Origin of the sequence: Acinetobacter sp. YH12136 (genome assembly GCF_013418545.1) — a bacterium.
Taxonomy (GTDB): Bacteria; Pseudomonadota; Gammaproteobacteria; order Pseudomonadales; family Moraxellaceae; genus Acinetobacter; species Acinetobacter towneri.
Genome location: NZ_VPBV01000023.1, coordinates 26,772 through 45,567, shown reverse-complemented (window position 1 = coordinate 45,567; position 18,796 = coordinate 26,772). Strand labels below are relative to the sequence as shown.

Genomic DNA, 18,796 nt, shown 5'->3' with positions numbered 1-18,796 from the left:
TCTCCAGTCAGTGCTTGTCCTGACTGGAGTTGTTTTAAGGCTGTTTCAAAATCAAATGTAGTTGCCATAATGCATCATTCCTGTTTTTAACAGTTTAAGGAAATGACACAGTTTTTTGAACACTACCCGACACGATCATACAACTGCCGTGCCTGTAAATTATCTTCATGAGTCAGCCAATATACCCGATCACATTCACGCTGTTGCGCTGTTTGATTCACCTGCTGAATAAGCTGCTGAGCAATTCCCATCCCTCTGTACTCAGGCAAGGTATATAAATCTTGCAAATAGGCATAAGGTTTAAGCGTCCAACAACTGTCATGTTCAATTACATGCACAATTGCCACAACTTGAGTTTGATATACTGCAGCAAAACCATAAATATGCGTACTGTGTGGATTAATTAGTTTTGACCACGTATTTTGCGTAACCTCATCACTTAATTGCACCTGATAAAATTGCTGATAACCCTGCCAAAGTGGTTGCCATTGCTCAAATTGGATTTCACTTAACGCTACAATGTCGATGTGCTTAAATTGACGATCTAATATAGTTGTCTGCAAGCTTTGATATTGCCTGATTATTTTTGCATCGAATCATTTTACTAATTATGCACAATTCATATTATGCTTAGGCTATTTTATACACTATTTTTCAGCAATAAAAAAGCTTTACCCTACGCATAGAATAAAGCTGTTTTTGACGATACACCTTTTAATGCACCGTATTCATCGCAATAGATTAAAGCTTCTCAATCAAAATACGATCAACCTGCTTTAAGCCTGATTGCTTTTCATGGTTCTTACGGCGAATTTTGATTTGCTGATCTTCAGCCAAATCCTGTAACAACAACTCTACCGCCACCATAGCTTCAAGTGGTAAATCTTGTCCAATCCACTTTTGCTCACCCGCATCCATTAAAGTGACTTCATCATTAATTTGCTCGTACAAACTCATTTCTCATCTCACTCAATTACACAGAGGTTTATTCACAAACCTGACTTACACTGACAAAATTTGTTGGATCATCACATCGAATACCAAACAAATATGCAAAAATAAAAGACGTCCCTTTGCAGGAACGCCTTTAAAAACACTGGATTAAAAAATTAAGCTGTTAATTCTTTTACTGCAGCAACAACCGCTTCAGTGGTAATGCCAAAGTACTGATACAAGTCTTTTGCAGGTGCAGATTCACCATAAGTTGTCATACCAATAACTTTACCGTCTAAGCCGACAAACTTCCACCAGTAGTCTACATGCGCTGCTTCAACCGCAACACGTGCACGAATATGTGATGGCAATACCGCTTCACGATATGCTGCATCTTGCTTCACAAATTCTTCTGCACACGGCATAGACACAACACGTACACCTTCAAGCTGCGCGTATGCTTCCATTGCCAAGCCCACTTCTGAACCTGTTGCAATAATAATGGCTTTCAATTCACCTTTTTCTTCAGCCAAGACATAACCACCTTTTGCCACGTTCTCAATTTGCGCTTGAGTACGAGTTTGGAATGGCAAGTTTTGACGTGAGAAAATTAAAGCAGTTGGACCTTCGCTGCGTACTAATGCAGATTTCCAAGAAATAGCCGCTTCAACGGTATCTGCAGGACGCCATGTATTTAAGTTTGGCGTACCACGTAAAGATGCAATTTGTTCAATCGGTTGGTGTGTTGGACCATCTTCACCCAAACCAATCGAGTCGTGGGTATACACATGAATCACACGTTGCTTCATTAATGCAGACATACGCACGGCATTACGCGCATATTCCATAAACATTAAGAATGTTGCAACGTAAGGAATGAAACCACCGTGAAGTGCTACACCATTTGCAATAGCAGTCATACCAAACTCACGTACGCCATAATGCACGTAGTTCCCTGCTGCATTGTCCTGAACGCCTTGGCAACCCTTCCAAAGGGTTAAGTTTGAACCTGCCAAGTCTGCAGAACCACCCAATAATTCAGGCAATAATGGGCCAAATGCTTGCAAAGTATTTTGGCTGGCTTTACGCGTTGCAATAGTTTCAGCTTTAGCATTGGTTTCAACAATAAACGCATCTGCCTGCGCGATGAATTCTGCAGGTAGTTCACCGCTTAAACGGCGTTTAAGTTCTGCAGCTTCCGTTGGATATTTTGCTGCATAGGCATCAAAAGTTGTATTCCATGCTGCTTCTGCTTCTGCACCTTTCGCTTTAGCATCCCAAGCGGCATATACATCTTCAGGAATAACAAATGCTTCATCTGTCCAGCCTAATGCTTGACGCGTCAAAGCGATTTCATCATGGCCTAATGGCGCACCGTGACAGTCTTCTTTACCTTGTTTGTTTGGCGAACCTAAACCAATAACAGTTTTACAAATAATAATAGTCGGTTTTTGCGTTTCAGCTTTTGCTTCAACCGTTGCAGCACGAATTGCATCGGCATCGTGACCATCAACTTTTAAGACTTGCCAGCCGTAAGATAAGAAACGTTGTTCGGTATCGTCAGAGAACCAGCCTTCTACTTCACCATCAATAGAAATGCCGTTGTCATCATAATAAACAACCAGCTTGCCTAAACCTAAAGTACCTGCCAATGAACATGCTTCGTGTGAAACACCTTCCATTAAGCAACCATCACCCAAGAAACAGTAAGTGAAATGGTCTACAACCTGAATATCTTCTTTATTAAATTGTGCAGCCAGTGTTTTTTCTGCTAAAGCAAAACCAACAGCATTGGCAATCCCCTGACCGAGTGGACCAGTGGTGGTTTCAATCCCTGGTGCATAACCCAATTCTGGGTGGCCAGGTGTTTTAGAGTGTAACTGACGGAACGCTTTTAAATCTTCGATTGAAAGATCATAACCTGTTAAATGCAACAACGCATATTGCAACATTGAACCATGACCATTAGACAATACAAAACGGTCGCGGTTTGCCCATTGTGGATTGGTTGGGTTGTGATTCAAAAATTCACGCCACACCACATCGGCAATATCTGCCATCCCCATCGGTGCACCTGGATGTCCTGAATTTGCTTTTTGCACAGCATCCATTGCCAATACACGAATTGCGTTTGCAATACGACGTTCGTTAAGCGGGGTCGTCATAGGTCAGAGTCCACAAAAAATCGTTAAATAGAAGAAGATGAATAGAATTCAAAACAGCCGCTATTCTCTCAAAAAAACGCCTGAGGGGTAAAGCCTATGCAACAATATTTCCGCATTAATTCCCATTCAGGGTATTTTTCGTGCAAATTCAAAGACGTTTTCACGTTTATAACAACAAGAAAATAGCTAATTGCCGTGTTAAGCTCTATTCTTGGCAAAATTCTAAAGTATAGATATTTCAATTTATAGACGCAGGATGGAATTGTGATGTCGCTCTTGCAGCAACTCCAATCAAATGCCTAGCAACAAGTTAAAACACAACAGTATTCTGTAGAAATAATAGACAGATTTTAACACATCTTGAATTTTATTCACTTTTCACACAATAAATTGAATCACAGCCATCGTCCAAAATTTTAAAACAGCTTTTGAAAATGCAGCTTGATGCAGATAAAGTCAATTCAAAGTCTTTAAATTACCCATCTACAATATTGTTTTTAAAAATGATTCACCACTTAAAAACAAGGTGCTCCTTAGTTTAAAATTATGACAGCATACTTTAGCCAACATGAATATTTTTGAGTCACAATATAGTCATACCGATACTTTATCTATTTTTTAGCTAAAGATATGCGATAAAAAGTCATTGAATTGAAATAAATTCAGCCAATTTAGTCGTAATGCGCTAGTCCTAAAGTCTAACTCGATGTAACATATTGCGTCTTTTGAATTTAACTGTGATAGGACTTATGCGCGAGTACGCTGTATTTACCTCGGAATCTGTAAGCGAAGGCCATCCAGATAAAATGGCTGACCAAATCAGTGATGCCATTTTGGATGCAATCTTAAAAGAAGACCCTTATGCGCGGGTTGCTTGTGAAACGCTTGTAAAAACGGGTGCGGTTGTACTGGCAGGTGAAATCACAACAACTGCAAATGTCGATTTTGAAGCCGTTGTTCGTCAAACCGTAAATGGCATTGGTTACCATCATTCTGACTTAGGTTTTGATGGTTCAACCTGTGCGGTCATTAACATGATTGGTAAACAATCACCTGAAATTGCACAAGGTGTAGACCGTCAAAAGCCTGAAGATCAAGGCGCAGGTGACCAAGGTTTGATGTTTGGTTACGCCAGCCGTGAAACTGATGTATTAATGCCTGCCCCAATTTCTTACGCACACCGCTTAATGGAAAAGCAAGCTGAATTACGTCGCAGTGGTGCTTTGCCGTGGTTACGCCCAGATGCAAAAAGTCAGGTGACTTTTGCTTATGAAAATGGTGTGCCTGTACGTTTGGACGCGGTGGTGTTATCTACTCAGCACGATCCTGAAATTTCGCAAATTCAGCTTAAAGAAGCGGTAATTGAAGAAATTGTGAAAAAAGTGATTCCTGCAGAAATGTTCCATGCAGACACCAAATTCCACATCAACCCAACAGGTATGTTTGTGATTGGCGGCCCTGTCGGTGACTGCGGTTTAACTGGTCGTAAAATCATTGTCGATACTTACGGCGGCATGGCACGTCATGGTGGCGGTGCATTCTCTGGTAAAGACCCATCTAAAGTTGACCGTTCTGCTGCTTACGCAGGTCGTTATGTTGCAAAGAATATTGTGGCAGCTGGCTTGGCAGACAAATGTGAAATTCAGGTGTCTTATGCTATTGGTGTTGCAGAGCCAACGTCAATTTCAATCAACACCTTCAACACTGCAAAAGTGGCAGATGAGTTGATTATTGCTTTAGTACGTGAACACTTCGATTTACGTCCATACGGCATTACCAACATGTTGAACCTGTTACAACCAATGTATAAACAGACTGCAGCTTATGGCCACTTTGGTCGTCAAGGTTCTGACACTGCATTTACATGGGAAAAAACCGACAAAGTTGAAGCATTAAAAGCCTCTGCAGGTCTGTAATGTAAAACTTTTCAGTTTTATCAAGCTCACTTCGGTGGGCTTTTTTATGCCTAAAATTTAGCTGTCAAACCACAATATACAAAATACGAATATGTTATAGTGAATCATTCCTGAGATTTTTTAAATACTCATCTAAGATAATGATGTAGGAGTTTATTATGGCGGTTATTCTTCAAGTCGATTTCCCTTCTGAAGGCCCATTTGGCGAAAGCATGAGCCAAGCGTACCGTGAACTTGCAGAAAGCATTAACCTAGAAACTGGCATGCTTTGGAAAATTTGGACTGAGAACAGTCAAACACAGGAAGCTGGTGGAATCTATCTGTTTGATCATGCGGCCAATGCTGAACGCTATTTAAAAATGCACACTGCACGTTTAGAAAGTTTTGGCGTGAAGAATATTCGTGGCAAGATTTTTGAGGTGAATGCTGCACTGTCTGCAATCAACCAAGCTGACTTCTTAAGTCGCTAATCTTTTTAAATTGCTCATCCATATTGAAGAATAAAATGGTGAGTCTCTTCAATATTGAAAAAACAGTTGAATAAAATCCTGAGCCATTTAATGATTCAGGATTTTTGAAATCTTGTATAGACGAAATAAGCGTTAAGCTTGGATGCAGCACTTATTGCGTACGAATCACCTCAAGCACCGATTGTTGCACGGGCACTTCTTGATGATCTTGCAAATAAACATGCACGACTTTAAACACAACGGCTGCTGCCAAGCATGCCAAAATACAGAATAACCAGAAACCATAAGGACTACGAATATTGTGTGAACCACAAGTACCACATTCTTTTTCTGATGATTCCACCACCCGATTGCAACATGCGCAACGATACTGATGATACAGCATAGGTATTCTCCTACTTCACTGTAATTCTTGTTTTTATTGTTACACCATCTACCCTGATGCAGTGTAATTTTGTTTAAGCAACTGTGACACTTTGTAGCCTGCATCCTTTGGATGATTTAACTGACACAATCGCTTGTGAATTAGAATGTCAAAGTTCTGCTATTCGCGCAAATCGTATTTTTGAATAAACAGTCACTTTATCCATCTAAAATAGGTATGCCATGCTAAAATTCTGCATGCTCGATTACTTGAAGTTTAGACTCAAGCTTGGCTTTCAGCACATATTTTTTTATTACACGGAGTAAAGTTAAAGTGGTGCAACTCATTAAAAAAGGTGGCTTGCGTGAACGTGCCAACCGTAGCCGTAAATATCAAGGTTCGGAAAATACCGAAGCAACTTTGCGATCAAACCGTACTTATCAACCCAATCATTTAGATAAAACTGAAAACACGACTAAAACCGAAATTCCGAATAAAAAATCGTCAAACTTGGCTTTTGACGACATCAAAGCGTCTGATTAATTGACATTAAAACTTATGTTTTAAAACATACGTAGTGCATCTAACCACAACCACACAGCAAACAATAAAAATAATCCGCCCGAGACCATATCAATATAACTGCCTGAACGCTGATATAACTTTTTCATTTTTGGTGTAGAAAGTAGCAACATAAATAGTGTAAATGTCACAAAAGTTTGGATTGGAATAATCACTGCCAATTGGGCTTTCAAAGATGCACTTGCCGATGAACTCAACGCCAAAGCAAATACACTACTAAAATAAATTAAGGTTTTCGGATTAGATAAATTGGTGAATAGCCCCAATAAAAAGTAGTTTTTTGCGGCTGGAATTTGCACTTGAGTATCATCAAACTGTTTGCGCTGCTGCCAACTATGCCAACCGCCCGACAACATGCCCCATCCCATTTTGGCAAGAAATAAACCGCCAATCAGCATTAAGACTTGCTGAATCCAAGGAAATTGCTGCACCAAAACCGTAAAACCTAATAAGGTCAGCACCACCCACACCACAATCCCCGATGAAATGCCCGCAATAATCTGCAAGGTATTACGGCGGGTATTGCTGGCTGCACTTTTGGCAATTAATAAAACATCTGGTCCTGGACTAAGCTGTGCCACAAAATGCAGCGCACAAATGGTGAATAACAAAGACATAAATACATCAGGAGAATTGAAAATCCGATTATACCTTGTGCGGTAGGAGAATAAATAAGGCTTTAAATGCACACCTCAATGTTTAAACACTCACGTGCATATTCACCAAAAAATACCCATAAAAAAAACCGAATCAGCACGATTCGGTTTGATATCAAGCATCACCTATATTATTTAGGTGGATTGACATCTTTCATTTCAATTTTTTTCGCATCGGGGGTAATTTCACGTGCTTCACCATCAATAATACTGGAATCACGACCACCACCCTGCTGATTTTGCATGTCTTGCATTTGGCGTATTAAATCTGCAAACGGGTTTTGACCTGCTCCGCCCATGCCATTCATATCGCCCATCATGCCACCCATCATTTGATCCATCATGGCTTGCTGACGTTTCATCATGGCTTTCATCATTGCCGCTTTAAAGGCATTTTGTACGGCAGGAATCATCACCAGCAATGCCAAAACATCGCTGATTAATCCTGGAATCATCAATAAAAAACCCGCAAAAATTTTAGGTAAATTATTACTCAGCGCAGGATCGGCACTCATCTGCCCCATTTGCATTTGCTGCATTTGTGGCATCACGCCTGCAGAATATTTACGAATCAGGTTCAAACCAATGAAGAAAGCAGCGACAAACCAAAAGAACACGTACCACATGCTCCCCACTAGGTCGCCCACACCAATCCAGACGAAGACTTCAAGAACTAAGCCAATTAGAACAATAAGAAATAATTTCATGAAAATTAATCTAATCTCAACAAAATAAATAAAATGCAGTAACCAAGTGCTTCATCGGGATCAAGCTTTTTTGATTCGCTGTTGTTTCAATATGGGCATTATTGTATTTTTAAAGGTTAAGTCTGTCATTAATATTTTCATCATCACCCAATAACAGACTTAATACGTCTATATATTCAAACGATAAAGATAAAAATATGCGGCGTAAGCCAATAATAACCACAACGCAATAAAAACTGATGCTGCAATATAACTGCTCGGTTTTTGACTGATCGCATCGGCTTGTAAGCGACAACGCTGCATTACTTCAGCAGGTACTAAACGCAATACCAACATGATGCCCAATGGCACTAAAATCAGGTCATCTAAATAACCCAAAACAGGTATAAAGTCTGGAATTAAATCAATGGGAGAAATGGCATAAGCAGCGACCAACAATGCCAAAAGCTTTGCCATAAACGGTGTTTCAGGATCACGTGCGACAAACCAAACCGCATAAACATTTCGTTTAATTTGCTTCGCCCACTGTTTTAGCCTATCAATCCACTTCATTGCCACTCTCATTTGCTACCGTATATAAAATATACACCTCAAAACTTAAAATAAAATGAAGTCCAAAATTGAAAATGTGGCGTGGGATACATTCCAATGGTTTAAACAGCAGCTTACTGACCGAATGTTTTGAAATTACTCCACACAAAAGAGATTTAAACTCCTATAATTCAACTTGATGTAATTTTTTAAGGCTTGGCATGTCACTTATTATTGGAATCGACCCTGGTTCTCGTCTAACGGGCTACGGCATTATTGAACGTGATGGCGCTAAATTACGTTTTGTAGATGCAGGAACCATTCGCACCGAAACCAGTGAAATGCCTGAACGCTTAAAACGGATTTTTGCAGGGATTGAACGGATTGTGAAATTTCATGGCCCGACTGAAGCTGCAGTTGAACAAGTGTTTATGGCGCAAAACCCAGACTCTGCCTTGAAATTGGGACAGGCTCGTGGTGCAGCGATTGCCGCTTTGGTGAATTTAGATTTACAAGTGGCGGAATATACCGCCCGTCAAATTAAACAATCTGTCGTGGGTTATGGCGCTGCCGATAAAGAACAAGTACAAATGATGGTCATGAAACTATTAAATCTATCCATTAAACCACAACAAGATGCTGCCGATGCTTTGGCTGCTGCAATTTGCCATGCTCATGCATCAGGCAGCATGACCAAATTGGCTGTGCTCAATGCCTTGGGCGGTATGGCTCGCGGGCGCAGTCGCTCAAGCTCCAGACGTCGCTAAATCAGCATCGCCATCGCTTATATTTTACCGATTCACAACCTGATAAATCGCTTGGCTCATGTGCTGTGCCTGTAAACCGCGCATGCCCTGCTGTGCCAATACATCCCCCGCCAAGGCATGTAACATGACAATTTCATGCAATTGAATTTTATGATGAAACTGGGCTTTTAAACTGGCAATCATGCCTGCCAACACATCGCCCATACCACCTGTACCCATACCAGGATTGCCTGCGGTACAAATCCACAATGAACTTGCTTGCGGTTCTGTAGATGCAGCTTGCAAAGTCAAACTACCTGAACCTTTTAACACCCAATCGCCTGCATAGCGTTGCTGCAATTGCTGAATCGCGGCAATACGGTCTGCTTCAATGGCTGCAACCGTAGTATTGAGCAAGGTCGCAGCTTCACCTGAATGTGGTGTGGCATAACTGTTCGGTTTTAGTTGGGCTGGATGATGCGATGAATGCGCTTGTTTCGCCAAAAACCACAAGGCATCGGCATCGTAAACTACTTCTACCTCGGACTGATTTAGTGCGGCAAACCAGTCTGCATAATGCTGTTCTGCCCAAGCATCTCGTCCTAGTCCCATCCCTAAACTCACGGCATCGACCTGTGAAATTAAGTGCTGAATTTCTGCACCTGTCAGTGCGTCTATATCCCGCAACATTAAATTCGGCGCACGGCTTAATATCGCCACATGATGTTTGGCATGACAGACCACAGTCACTTTCCCTGCACCTGCGCTTGATGCGGCTTCTGCAGCCATCATCACCGCACCACCCATTTGCGCATGTCCGCCCACAATCAACACATGCCCATAACTGCCTTTGTGTCCAAAAGCCTGCCGTGCGGGTAATTGAATCAAATGTGGTGTGAGTTGGGCCAACGCTTTGAGTTCTGCATCGGCTGGAATCAAATCCAGCACATCGACCAGTCCAGTATATTCCTGTGCCTGCCCTGTAAATAACCCTGCTTTCAAACCCAAAGCTGTAAAGGTGTAATCGGCTTTAATTGCACATGGCAATGGCTGCCCCGTGTTGGCATTTAAACCGCTTGGAATATCAACCGCAATTTTTAAACCCGCTTGTTGATTCATTGCGTGAATAAGCGACTGCCACTCATCATTTAAAGGACGATCTAAACCAATACCAAATAATGCATCAATATAGCAGTCATAACTTTGTTGAAATGCAAAACCTTGAATTATATTGACTTGTTCTGCCTGAGCTTCTAAAAAAGCCTGATGTAAATCTGCCGATGAACCGCGTATTGCGGCATAAATATCGACTTGAAAACCTGCTTGTTTTAAATATTTTGCAGTTAAATAGCCATCACCTGCGTTATTGCCTTGTCCACAACACACGGCAATTTTTTGTATTGTAGATGGCTGTGCGGCAAAAATTTTGCGAATTTGTAAATGCAGTGTCCACGCCACTTGCTGCATTAAACCGTAAGAACTATTTTGACGGGCAAACCAGCGCTGCTCCCACGCTTGAATACTTTGACTATGATAAACAGGGCTATGGTACACTTGCTGCGGCATTTTCTTCCCTTCTATTTTGTTATGGCAACATCCACCACTTCAGCACATATTTCTCTGCATCAAGACGATCCAGCCGCCTTGAAAGCGTGGATTAAAGCTCAAGCTTTGGCGCTTGGTTTTGCTGATTGTGTCATTGCCAAACCAGATGCTCAAGCAGAATTAGCACGTTTTCAGGAATATTTAAAACGTGGCTATCATGGGGATATGAAGTTTCTGGAAGAAAATTTAGACAAGCGCGCCAATCCCACACTATTAGTCCCGAATACCAAAAGCATTATTTGTGTGCGCATGAATTATTTGGTGGAAACACCACGTCCACGACATATTCCCGATGCACCTAACTCTGCAATTATAGCCCGTTATGCACGTGGACGCGATTATCACAAAGTCATGCGCGGACGCCTAAAAACCCTTGCCACCCGTATTCGTGAAAAAGTGGGCGAGTTTGAATCACGCCCCTTTGCCGACTCAGCCCCAATTTTTGAAAAGTCGCTTGCAGAAAGTGCAGGCATGGGTTGGACAGGCAAACACACATTACTAATTCATAAAAAATCTGGGTCTTTTTTTGTATTGGGTGAGCTGTTTACTTCACTAGATTTACCTTTTGATGCACCTGCAACTCCGCATTGCGGCTCTTGCACAGCCTGCATCGACATTTGCCCAACGCAAGCCATTGTTGAACCTTATATGTTAGATGCGCGTAAATGTATTGCTTATTTGACCATTGAATATCAGGGTATCATTCCTGAAGAATTACGTCGTGGCATTGGTAATCGGGTGTTTGGTTGTGATGATTGCCAACTGATTTGCCCGTGGAATAGCTTTGCTCAAGTCACCACGGTGGAGGATTTTCATCCCCGACATGCCTTAGATCAGGTCAGCTTGCTAGATTTATGGCAATGGGATGAAAGCACATTTTTAGCCAAAACCGAAGGTAGTCCATTACGTCGTACAGGCTATCAAAGTTTTATGCGTAATATTGCAATCGGGCTTGGAAATGCCCCATTTTCAGCACAGATTTTACAAACTTTGCAGCAAACGCGTGCACAGCATAATGAGATTGTGCAAATCCATATTGATTGGGCGATTCAGGAACAACTCCTTAAACAGTCTAAATTTTAAACAAAAATCATATCCAAAACCGTGCGATATTTTGACTGCAGGTTACTTGCCAATTTATGCAGTTAACTGAATTTTAGTGACCAATTCATTGCAAAATAAAAATCCATAAAAATAAATTTTGCAGCTAAATAACAGTAAAATTGCTTAAGTTTGCGACTAAATCGACTGCATATTTTTGTTTCCACACTGTCGAATATTAGCCATGAAATTGGGAGATTATGCCTTTCTGATTCAAACTATTTGTGTATGATACAGACTATGAATAATAGGGATGATGGACTTTTACTTATGTCAGTACGCAATGATTGGACTCGAGAAGAAATTCAGCAGTTATATGAACAACCTTTTCTGGATTTAGTCTTTGAAGCACAGCGTGTGCATCGCCAACATTTTGCTGCCAATACCGTACAAGTCAGTACCTTATTGTCTATTAAAACAGGCAAATGCCCTGAGGACTGCAAATATTGCTCGCAATCTGCGCATTATGATTCACAGCTTGAAGCTGAAAAACGTATTGCAGTTGATAAAGTCATTCAGGAAGCCAAAGAAGCATTAGCCTCAGGCTCTTCACGTTTTTGTATGGGCGCTGCTTGGCGTAATCCGCATGAACGTGATATGCCGTATGTTTTAGAAATGGTGCGTGAAGTCAAAGCTCTAGGCTTAGAAACTTGCATGACTTTAGGGATGTTGAATCAATCTCAGGCAGAACGCTTAAAAGATGCAGGCTTAGATTATTACAACCATAACCTAGACACATCGCGTGAGTATTATCCTAATGTGATTAGTACCCGCAGTTTTGATGATCGCTTAAACACTTTGGATATTGTGCGTCAAACAGGTATGAAAGTATGTAGTGGCGGTATTGTCGGTTTAGGTGAAGATACCCAAGACCGTATTGGTTTATTACATGAATTAGCGACTTTACCGTTACATCCTGAATCTGTGCCGATCAATATGTTAGTTCCGATTGAAGGTACACCATTGGCTGAAGTAGAAAAACTGGATGTGATTGAGTGGATTCGTACCATTGCAGTTGCACGTATTATCATGCCAAACAGCTATATTCGTTTATCTGCAGGGCGTGAATCGTTATCCGATTCAGATCAGGCGTTGGCATTTATGGCAGGTGCGAACTCGTTATTCTCAGGTGAAAAGCTTTTAACCACACCAAACGCAGGCGAAGGCAAAGACAAACAATTGTTCCAAAAATTAGGCTTAGTGCCTGAACGTGCCAAGCCAACCGTTTCTGAGTTGTCGGTAGATGCGATGGCAATGGCTTAAAATTTTAGCACCCATCCAAATGTACAAAGTCCCTAAAAGGGACTTTGTTTTTTATGCAGCAAAATAAGTTTATGCGGCAACGCTTTTAAGAGGTAATTAAAATTCCGTAACTGGCATTTAAATACTGCCCTGTTTTAATAATATCTACCCCGTTGGCATGTTCTACCGTCAGTTGTTGCTGAATCGCATCATAATAAAACCGATCATAACAGTCCTGATGATGCAGCAACCACGTCAAAGTATCTGCTAGATTGTCATCTACAATATACGTTTTTTCTTGAAAGTTTTTAGCCATAAATACGGTCAGTTCAATATTTCTAGGTACTGGATTTTAAGCGGAATACCTTGTGGGATAAAGTGTGCGGAGGATAGAAAATTTAATTGTGCACTTGTATAAATCAAACTTCGTACAGCATGAGAAGTCTCCCCACCAAAAGAGGTGGGAATGATATATGTAGTTTTGAAGATGGATAAGTGCAGTCTAATCTATACATGCAGGCAAGACTAAGCAAAATATTCAGGCTATTAGCCTAAAATAAAAAAGTGAGTCATAAAGACTCACTTGGTTTTAATACAGATTCAATACTTAACATTATTGTGTCTTAGAATCCCCACACTTACGACACTCTAAATGCGCCCCGATTTCTTCCATTGCGTCATATTCATAAATATGGATACAGAAAATTTGCTTTAACAGTTTGATCATAAATGACATTCCTTTTGATTTTTATACATCACGTTTGTGATCTCATCCTGAGATACAAATGCCATCAAGGCTGATTGACATAAACTACTATTATCATATTTAAAAAAAATAGCAAATCTAATTTAGGAACTTTCCGACAAATGACAAATTCATCTGCATACTTGCTGAAATTGAGTGCATAAATAGCTGTAAATTCATTCGCTTATATTATTTCAATTTTCAGCGCACTTGAAACAAGAAAAACTGCTCAAAAGCTAATTTATTAAAAACCAAAGAATCGCAATAGCCAATAACATCATGCTTTCTGTTATTTCAATACTCGCACCAACGGTATCGCCCGTAATTCCACCTAAACGCTGCATAAATTTATATCGCAAATACAAGGTGCTAAGGATAAAAGTCAGAACGGTCACCAAACCCACCCATCCCCAAAGCACTCCTGCAAGCAAGGTCAATGCGATCACAATTTTTGTGCCTGTTTTAGGCAAATGTGCCTGAATAGCAGTGCCTAAACCATTGGCACGTAAATAAGGCGTGCTTAAAAATAAAACCAAAGCGCTTAATCGTCCCAATACGGGTACAAACAGCAAAAATGCCAAATACTGTTGTTCGAGCAATACATACAACGCAGACCATTTTAATAAACAGCAGATCAGTAAGCTCAATACTCCAATCGGGCCACTGCTTGGGTCTTTCATGATGTTTAAGCTACGTTCAGGATCACCAAAACCGCCGACCCATGCATCGGCAGTATCAGCCAGTCCATCTAAATGTAAACCACCTGTCAGCCAAATCCAGAGTACTAAAATTAAGCTGCTACTCAGAACCAAAGGCAGGAATTGCAATAGATGCGCCATTCCCCACAACACAGCCCCGATTAATAAGCCAACGAGCGGATAAAACAACAGTGATTGCGCATTTTGCACTGCAGTTGGTATCTGTTTTAAAGAAACAGGAAACGTGCTCAGAAATTGCAAGGCAATCCAAAAAGGTGTCATGTTTGCCCCTGCATGTGAATCTTGCCATTAGGATGTAACTGGAATGAACTCAATTGCCCCAACGCTGCAGACATTTTTAAAATATCGTCTAAAGGTTGTTTCTGCGCCAATACTTTGAGCAATTTAATTACCCCGCCATGCGTGACCAATAACACACGTTTAGGTTGTTGCTCGAGTTGTTGTAAATATTGGTTGAGATCGGACAGACCCTGCAAAACGCGCTGCTGAAAATTTGGCAAAGATTCTGCTTGTGGTGGACAAAACTGGGTTGGTGTCATCCAAAATTTAGCTAAATCTTCAGGGTATTGTTCATACAAAGTTTGGGTGGAAATAGCTTCCCATGCACCAAAATGCATTTCCTGAAATTGTGCATCAATATACAGTGGCAATTGCTGTTCCAGCGCAAAAGTCTGAGCAATCTGCACACAACGCTGTAAAGGCGAACTCGCTACGATATCCCATCGTTGCCCTGTAGCTATTGCCGTGTTTAAAGTCTGCTGCATGTCTTGCCAACCTTGTAAAGTCAAAGCATCATCGGTTGAGCCACGCAAAGTATGCCCCAACTCAGTTTCACCATGTCTTAATAGGTCTAGCATGATCATAAAGATACTTTCTCACCAATAACCGCAGCTTCGGCAAAAGTCGCCATTTGATTATGCAAGGCACAGGCCAGTTGGATAATGCCCAATGCCGCGCCCGCACCGCTGCCCTCACCTAAGCGTAAATTTAGATGCAGCAAGGCTTGTGCACCTAATGCTTCTAATAAGCGACGATGTCCATATTCAGCCGATTGATGCCCAAACAACATCCATTCTCGGACTTGAGGATTTAAACGCACTGCAACTAATGCAGCAGCACTGCTGATAAAACCATCCACCACCATCGGCAAGCCCAACTGCGCACAGCGAATATACGCGCCCACCATTGCAGCGACCTCCAATCCACCAACTGCACATAAGGCTTTAAAAGCATCATCTTGCACATAGTTCTGATGTAGAGCTAAAGCAGCATCAATCACCTGTTTTTTATGTTGCAATTGTGCAGTGTCAATTCCTGTGCCTATGCCAGTCAAGGCTTCAGCAGGTTCTTGTAATAAAAAGCAAGACAAGGCTGATGCCGAACAGGTATTTCCAATACCCATTTCACCTGCGACATAAATCGAGGCCTGCTGTGCGATGGCATCTTCCACACTTTGACGTCCAAGTGCCATCGCATCTGCACACGCTTGTTCAGTCATGGCGCGGGTTTTAGCAAAATTCGCTGTGCCTGCACGAATACAATGCCGCTCTACTCCTGCATATTCATACGCTTCCCCGACCGAGCCGCAATCCACCACTTGTAAATGCGCCTGATATTGTCGGGCGATGACGCTGATACATGCCCCACCTGTGGCAAAATTTTGTAGCATTTGCCGAGTCACGGCTTGGGGATAGGCGGAAATATTTTCTTCCATCACGCCATGATCGCCTGCGAAAATACATATCCACGGACGTTCAATATTCGGCTGCGTTGTTCCTTGCAAAGCCGCCAGTTGAATCGCAATATTTTCCAATGCTGCCAATGAACCTGTTGGTTTGGTCAATTGAAGTTGTCGTGCAATTGCCTGTTGTTTCATCTGTTCATTTGGCTTTTGACACGCTGCAAACCACCAAGTCATTTCTTCTCTCCTTTTAAAAGCATTGGAAAACCTGCGACACAGAACTGCACTTTGTCTGCAATTTGTCCCAATTGCTGATGTAATCGCCCTGTTTCATCGACAAATTTTCGGGTTATTTCGCCCATCGGTACAACGCCCAAACCTGTTTCATTGCTCACTAAAATAATATCGGCTTGCAACTGAGGTAAAACTTCGAGCAATGCTGAAATTTGTTGTTCGGCAAAGCTTTCTGCAGATTGCATCAACAAATTACTCATCCACAAGGTCAGACAATCTACTAAAATCACAGCATTCGGATGATCCAGCATCTTTAACTGCTCCACCAAATACAAAGGCTCTTCGCACAATTGCCAAGTCTGCGGACGCTGTTGTTGATGATGCTGAATCCGCGCCTGCATTTCTGCATCGCCCGCTTGTGCAGTTGCTACATAAATGACGGATTTGCCAAGTTGCTGCGCGGTTTGCTCAGCCATACGGCTTTTACCCGAACGCGCACCGCCCAAAATAAGTTGAATCACATGTGCTCCAAAGGAAATTGATGCGTGCTAAATAGCTGACCTTGTAAAGTGTGTGCCTGATAATAACCAAAATTTAAATGATGGATATCTAAATCGAAATATTGCACGGGGAGATTTTGAATACGCTGCAAAATCAAATTGGTTGAACACGCTGTTTGATATAAACCCAAAGTAATATGTGGATGATACTGTAAAGCGGCAATTTCCGCTCCTGCTGTGCTTAAAGCCTGTCGAATACGGCATAATTGCTGAGCATGATCTTGCACATCGACAAACAATGCACTGTTAAAGCTATTGATCCCGCCAATCTGCAATTGAAAAGGTTGCAATTGCAAATGTTGCAGCGCCTGCAATTGTCGCTGAAATTGATGTTCAACAAAGTCATCATCCCAGTGCTTTTTTGCTGCATAAAACCCACAAATATATAAGGTGATATGAAACTGGCGAGTGTTTGGGCGAAATAATACATCTGAAAATTGCTGTTTTAATTCTTTTAAATAGCGCTCTAAATCTAGATTTTGAACAGTCAAATACCAAAGTGCATAACGCTCACGCCCACGATGCCATTCAGGATAATCATGCTGCTGTGTTGGAATAACGTACTGATTGGCTTGAATAAACACGGGATAATTCAATGAATTAAAACAGCTTATGGTAAAACATTCACAACTGAATAGACATGAAAATCATGCAATTTGAGGTGAATATTTTTCAGTTTGGTATTTTAACCATCTACATCATTTAAATAATTTTGATTTTAATGAGATGGATAAAATTCAGAAGATGGCTGAAACAGGTCTGCAATGTTATGCTGAAATGAAGATGATATTTTCTAATCTACACAAGACACTACATTACTGTGAAGCTTTACCCCATCAGAATCGGTATAACTGGAGTTTATGATGCAACAAGAATTGATCTGTTATAAACAACTTCCTATTTGGAATCATGACTCAATTCCACAAGGGTTTAAAAAACAACACAATACCCAAGTTGGCACATGGGCGAAGTTGACTATTTTAAAAGGCGAATTGCATTTTTCGATGCTGCATGAATCTGGTGAAGTACAATCTGAGCATATTTTTTCCGTGGAAAATCAACCACCATTTATTGAACCGCAAGCGTGGCATAAAATTGTATCTGCCAGTGATGATATTGAGTGCCAGCTTAGTTTTTATTGTTTGCCTCAAGATTATTTTGTTAAAAAATATAAATTAAGCCCAACACATTCTGAAATTTTAATGGCACTTCCACAGTTAACCGTGGGTAAAGCTTTGGATGTTGGCTGTGGTACAGGCCGAAATGCGCTGTATTTGAGCCAAAACGGTTTTCAGGTGGATGCTTGGGATGTGAATCCGAGTAGTATCCAAAAATTAAATGAAATTATTGCTACAGAACAGATTTCATCTATTCAAACTGCTGTTCGGGATTTCAATCAGGATGCCACTATTACTGGTGAATATGACTTCATCAACTGTATCGTAGTAATGATGTTTTTGGCGCCTGAAACCATTCCTACGCTTATTCAGCACATGCAGCAAGCGACCAAACCACAAGGCTTTAACTTAATTGTTTGCGCGATGGATACTGAAGATTACCCCGTGCAACAAGACTTCCCTTTTAGTTTTAAAGCGGGTGAGTTAAGTGCATATTATGCTGATTGGGATATTGTGAAATACAATGAAAATCTAGGTGAGTTACACCGTACAGATGCTGCAGGTCATCGAATTAAGCAGCGTTTTGCGACCTTGTTAGCAAGGAAAAAGTAATAGTGATAAGAAGCTGAAAAGCAAGTACTTTATAACGTTAGTGTAGTGAAAGGTTTTTAACAGTCTCAATTTACAGGCTCGATCGGACCGCTTTGAGCGAATTGCGGAA

General features: G+C 41.2%; 21 protein-coding genes. 7 read left to right on the top strand and 14 right to left on the bottom strand.

Features of this window, described 5'->3' with window-relative positions:
- Positions 1-122: 122 nt before the first annotated feature.
- The 3 genes from FTU71_RS10925 to tkt all read right to left on the bottom strand — a co-directional run bounded on the left by FTU71_RS10925 (position 123) and on the right by tkt (position 3,098).
- Positions 123-563: a GNAT family N-acetyltransferase gene (locus tag FTU71_RS10925; protein WP_218945636.1), complete on the bottom strand. Its 441-nt coding sequence runs from the start codon at positions 561-563 to the stop codon at positions 123-125.
- A gap of 178 nt (positions 564-741) precedes the next feature.
- Entirely contained in the window at positions 742-957 is a 216-nt protein-coding gene (locus FTU71_RS10920; protein WP_004976879.1) for a hypothetical protein, read from the bottom strand.
- A gap of 152 nt (positions 958-1,109) precedes the next feature.
- Positions 1,110-3,098, bottom strand: coding sequence for a transketolase (tkt, locus tag FTU71_RS10915; RefSeq protein ID WP_179997015.1), 1,989 nt, complete (start codon positions 3,096-3,098; stop codon positions 1,110-1,112).
- A gap of 749 nt (positions 3,099-3,847) precedes the next feature.
- Between tkt and metK the strand changes: the two genes are divergently transcribed.
- Both metK and FTU71_RS10905 read left to right on the top strand, forming a co-directional pair.
- Positions 3,848-5,014 carry a methionine adenosyltransferase gene (metK, locus tag FTU71_RS10910; RefSeq protein ID WP_004976883.1) on the top strand — a complete coding sequence of 389 codons (1,167 nt, stop codon included), beginning with the start codon at positions 3,848-3,850 and terminating at the stop codon, positions 5,012-5,014.
- Between the two features lie 158 nt (positions 5,015-5,172).
- Positions 5,173-5,484, top strand: a complete 312-nt coding sequence (locus tag FTU71_RS10905; RefSeq protein WP_004976884.1) for a monooxygenase — start codon at positions 5,173-5,175, stop codon at positions 5,482-5,484.
- Between the two features lie 151 nt (positions 5,485-5,635).
- On the opposite strand, the gene FTU71_RS10900 is transcribed toward FTU71_RS10905, so the two are convergent.
- A complete protein-coding gene (locus FTU71_RS10900; RefSeq protein ID WP_372238839.1) occupies positions 5,636-5,866 on the bottom strand; it encodes a hypothetical protein in 231 nt (76 codons plus the stop codon).
- A gap of 315 nt (positions 5,867-6,181) precedes the next feature.
- Here FTU71_RS10900 and FTU71_RS10895 point away from each other — a divergent pair, with 315 nt between their 5' ends.
- Positions 6,182-6,391, top strand: a complete 210-nt coding sequence (locus tag FTU71_RS10895; protein WP_004976887.1) for a hypothetical protein — start codon at positions 6,182-6,184, stop codon at positions 6,389-6,391.
- Between the two features lie 20 nt (positions 6,392-6,411).
- On the opposite strand, the gene FTU71_RS10890 is transcribed toward FTU71_RS10895, so the two are convergent.
- The 3 genes from FTU71_RS10890 to FTU71_RS10880 form a co-directional block, all read right to left on the bottom strand.
- On the bottom strand, positions 6,412-7,047 hold the full coding sequence (locus FTU71_RS10890) for a LysE family transporter (RefSeq protein ID WP_096901197.1): 636 nt from the start codon (positions 7,045-7,047) through the stop codon (positions 6,412-6,414).
- 170 nt (positions 7,048-7,217) lie between these two features.
- Positions 7,218-7,793, bottom strand: a complete 576-nt coding sequence (locus FTU71_RS10885) for an FxsA family protein (protein WP_179994261.1) — start codon at positions 7,791-7,793, stop codon at positions 7,218-7,220.
- Between the two features lie 168 nt (positions 7,794-7,961).
- Positions 7,962-8,345, bottom strand: a complete 384-nt coding sequence (locus tag FTU71_RS10880) for a YkvA family protein (protein WP_178318391.1) — start codon at positions 8,343-8,345, stop codon at positions 7,962-7,964.
- A 200-nt stretch (positions 8,346-8,545) separates the two neighbouring features.
- Between FTU71_RS10880 and ruvC the strand changes: the two genes are divergently transcribed.
- Positions 8,546-9,091 carry a crossover junction endodeoxyribonuclease RuvC gene (gene ruvC / locus FTU71_RS10875; RefSeq protein WP_004976895.1) on the top strand — a complete coding sequence of 182 codons (546 nt, stop codon included), beginning with the start codon at positions 8,546-8,548 and terminating at the stop codon, positions 9,089-9,091.
- Between the two features lie 24 nt (positions 9,092-9,115).
- Here ruvC and FTU71_RS10870 read toward each other — a convergent pair whose 3' ends face one another.
- The gene (locus FTU71_RS10870; protein WP_179994260.1) at positions 9,116-10,636 is read right to left on the bottom strand and encodes an NAD(P)H-hydrate dehydratase; all 1,521 of its coding nucleotides are present in this window, start codon (positions 10,634-10,636) and stop codon (positions 9,116-9,118) included.
- Between the two features lie 21 nt (positions 10,637-10,657).
- On the opposite strand from FTU71_RS10870, the gene queG reads away from it, so the two are divergent.
- Together queG and bioB are read left to right on the top strand one after the other, a co-directional pair.
- Positions 10,658-11,758, top strand: a complete 1,101-nt coding sequence (queG, locus tag FTU71_RS10865) for a tRNA epoxyqueuosine(34) reductase QueG (RefSeq protein ID WP_218945635.1) — start codon at positions 10,658-10,660, stop codon at positions 11,756-11,758.
- 288 nt (positions 11,759-12,046) lie between these two features.
- Complete coding sequence (gene bioB / locus FTU71_RS10860; RefSeq protein ID WP_104851863.1) at positions 12,047-13,039, top strand: biotin synthase BioB; 993 nt, start codon at positions 12,047-12,049, stop codon at positions 13,037-13,039.
- Between the two features lie 85 nt (positions 13,040-13,124).
- Here the strand turns inward: bioB and FTU71_RS10855 are convergent, their stop codons facing one another.
- The 6 genes from FTU71_RS10855 to FTU71_RS10830 form a co-directional block, all read right to left on the bottom strand.
- Entirely contained in the window at positions 13,125-13,334 is a 210-nt protein-coding gene (locus FTU71_RS10855; protein WP_004976903.1) for a hypothetical protein, read from the bottom strand.
- A gap of 665 nt (positions 13,335-13,999) precedes the next feature.
- Positions 14,000-14,743 carry an adenosylcobinamide-GDP ribazoletransferase gene (locus FTU71_RS10850; RefSeq protein WP_179994259.1) on the bottom strand — a complete coding sequence of 248 codons (744 nt, stop codon included), beginning with the start codon at positions 14,741-14,743 and terminating at the stop codon, positions 14,000-14,002.
- Positions 14,740-15,345 (bottom strand): histidine phosphatase family protein, encoded by a 606-nt coding sequence (locus tag FTU71_RS10845; protein WP_179994258.1) that lies wholly within the window; start codon positions 15,343-15,345, stop codon positions 14,740-14,742. Before FTU71_RS10845 ends, FTU71_RS10850 begins: the two co-directional genes overlap by 4 nt.
- Complete coding sequence (cobT, locus tag FTU71_RS10840) at positions 15,342-16,400, bottom strand: nicotinate-nucleotide--dimethylbenzimidazole phosphoribosyltransferase (protein WP_004976913.1); 1,059 nt, start codon at positions 16,398-16,400, stop codon at positions 15,342-15,344. Before cobT ends, FTU71_RS10845 begins: the two co-directional genes overlap by 4 nt.
- Positions 16,397-16,918, bottom strand: a complete 522-nt coding sequence (gene cobU / locus FTU71_RS10835; protein WP_179994257.1) for a bifunctional adenosylcobinamide kinase/adenosylcobinamide-phosphate guanylyltransferase — start codon at positions 16,916-16,918, stop codon at positions 16,397-16,399. The genes cobT and cobU overlap by 4 nt, the downstream gene beginning before the upstream one ends.
- Entirely contained in the window at positions 16,915-17,541 is a 627-nt protein-coding gene (locus FTU71_RS10830) for a 2'-5' RNA ligase family protein (protein ID WP_179994256.1), read from the bottom strand. Before FTU71_RS10830 ends, cobU begins: the two co-directional genes overlap by 4 nt.
- Before the next feature lie 279 nt (positions 17,542-17,820).
- Here FTU71_RS10830 and tehB point away from each other — a divergent pair, with 279 nt between their 5' ends.
- The gene (gene tehB / locus FTU71_RS10825; protein ID WP_179994263.1) at positions 17,821-18,687 is read left to right on the top strand and encodes an SAM-dependent methyltransferase TehB; all 867 of its coding nucleotides are present in this window, start codon (positions 17,821-17,823) and stop codon (positions 18,685-18,687) included.
- The last annotated feature ends 109 nt before the right edge of the window (positions 18,688-18,796 follow it).

What these genes read in the sequence shown, in the direction of transcription:
- cobT (WP_004976913.1), bottom strand. Translation starts at nt 16,400, where the DNA reads ATGACTTGGTGGTTTGCAGCGTGTCAAAAGCCAAATGAACAGATGAAA.
- FTU71_RS10905 (WP_004976884.1), top strand. Translation starts at nt 5,173, where the DNA reads ATGGCGGTTATTCTTCAAGTCGATTTCCCTTCTGAAGGCCCATTTGGC.
- ruvC (WP_004976895.1), top strand. Translation starts at nt 8,546, where the DNA reads ATGTCACTTATTATTGGAATCGACCCTGGTTCTCGTCTAACGGGCTAC.
- FTU71_RS10850 (WP_179994259.1), bottom strand. Translation starts at nt 14,743, where the DNA reads ATGACACCTTTTTGGATTGCCTTGCAATTTCTGAGCACGTTTCCTGTT.
- FTU71_RS10890 (WP_096901197.1), bottom strand. Translation starts at nt 7,047, where the DNA reads ATGTCTTTGTTATTCACCATTTGTGCGCTGCATTTTGTGGCACAGCTT.
- tkt (WP_179997015.1), bottom strand. Translation starts at nt 3,098, where the DNA reads ATGACGACCCCGCTTAACGAACGTCGTATTGCAAACGCAATTCGTGTA.
- tehB (WP_179994263.1), top strand. Translation starts at nt 17,821, where the DNA reads ATGCAACAAGAATTGATCTGTTATAAACAACTTCCTATTTGGAATCAT.
- FTU71_RS10870 (WP_179994260.1), bottom strand. Translation starts at nt 10,636, where the DNA reads ATGCCGCAGCAAGTGTACCATAGCCCTGTTTATCATAGTCAAAGTATT.
- FTU71_RS10855 (WP_004976903.1), bottom strand. Translation starts at nt 13,334, where the DNA reads ATGGCTAAAAACTTTCAAGAAAAAACGTATATTGTAGATGACAATCTA.
- FTU71_RS10920 (WP_004976879.1), bottom strand. Translation starts at nt 957, where the DNA reads ATGAGTTTGTACGAGCAAATTAATGATGAAGTCACTTTAATGGATGCG.
- queG (WP_218945635.1), top strand. Translation starts at nt 10,658, where the DNA reads ATGGCAACATCCACCACTTCAGCACATATTTCTCTGCATCAAGACGAT.
- metK (WP_004976883.1), top strand. Translation starts at nt 3,848, where the DNA reads ATGCGCGAGTACGCTGTATTTACCTCGGAATCTGTAAGCGAAGGCCAT.
- FTU71_RS10880 (WP_178318391.1), bottom strand. Translation starts at nt 8,345, where the DNA reads ATGAAGTGGATTGATAGGCTAAAACAGTGGGCGAAGCAAATTAAACGA.
- bioB (WP_104851863.1), top strand. Translation starts at nt 12,047, where the DNA reads ATGTCAGTACGCAATGATTGGACTCGAGAAGAAATTCAGCAGTTATAT.
- FTU71_RS10885 (WP_179994261.1), bottom strand. Translation starts at nt 7,793, where the DNA reads ATGAAATTATTTCTTATTGTTCTAATTGGCTTAGTTCTTGAAGTCTTC.
- FTU71_RS10845 (WP_179994258.1), bottom strand. Translation starts at nt 15,345, where the DNA reads ATGATCATGCTAGACCTATTAAGACATGGTGAAACTGAGTTGGGGCAT.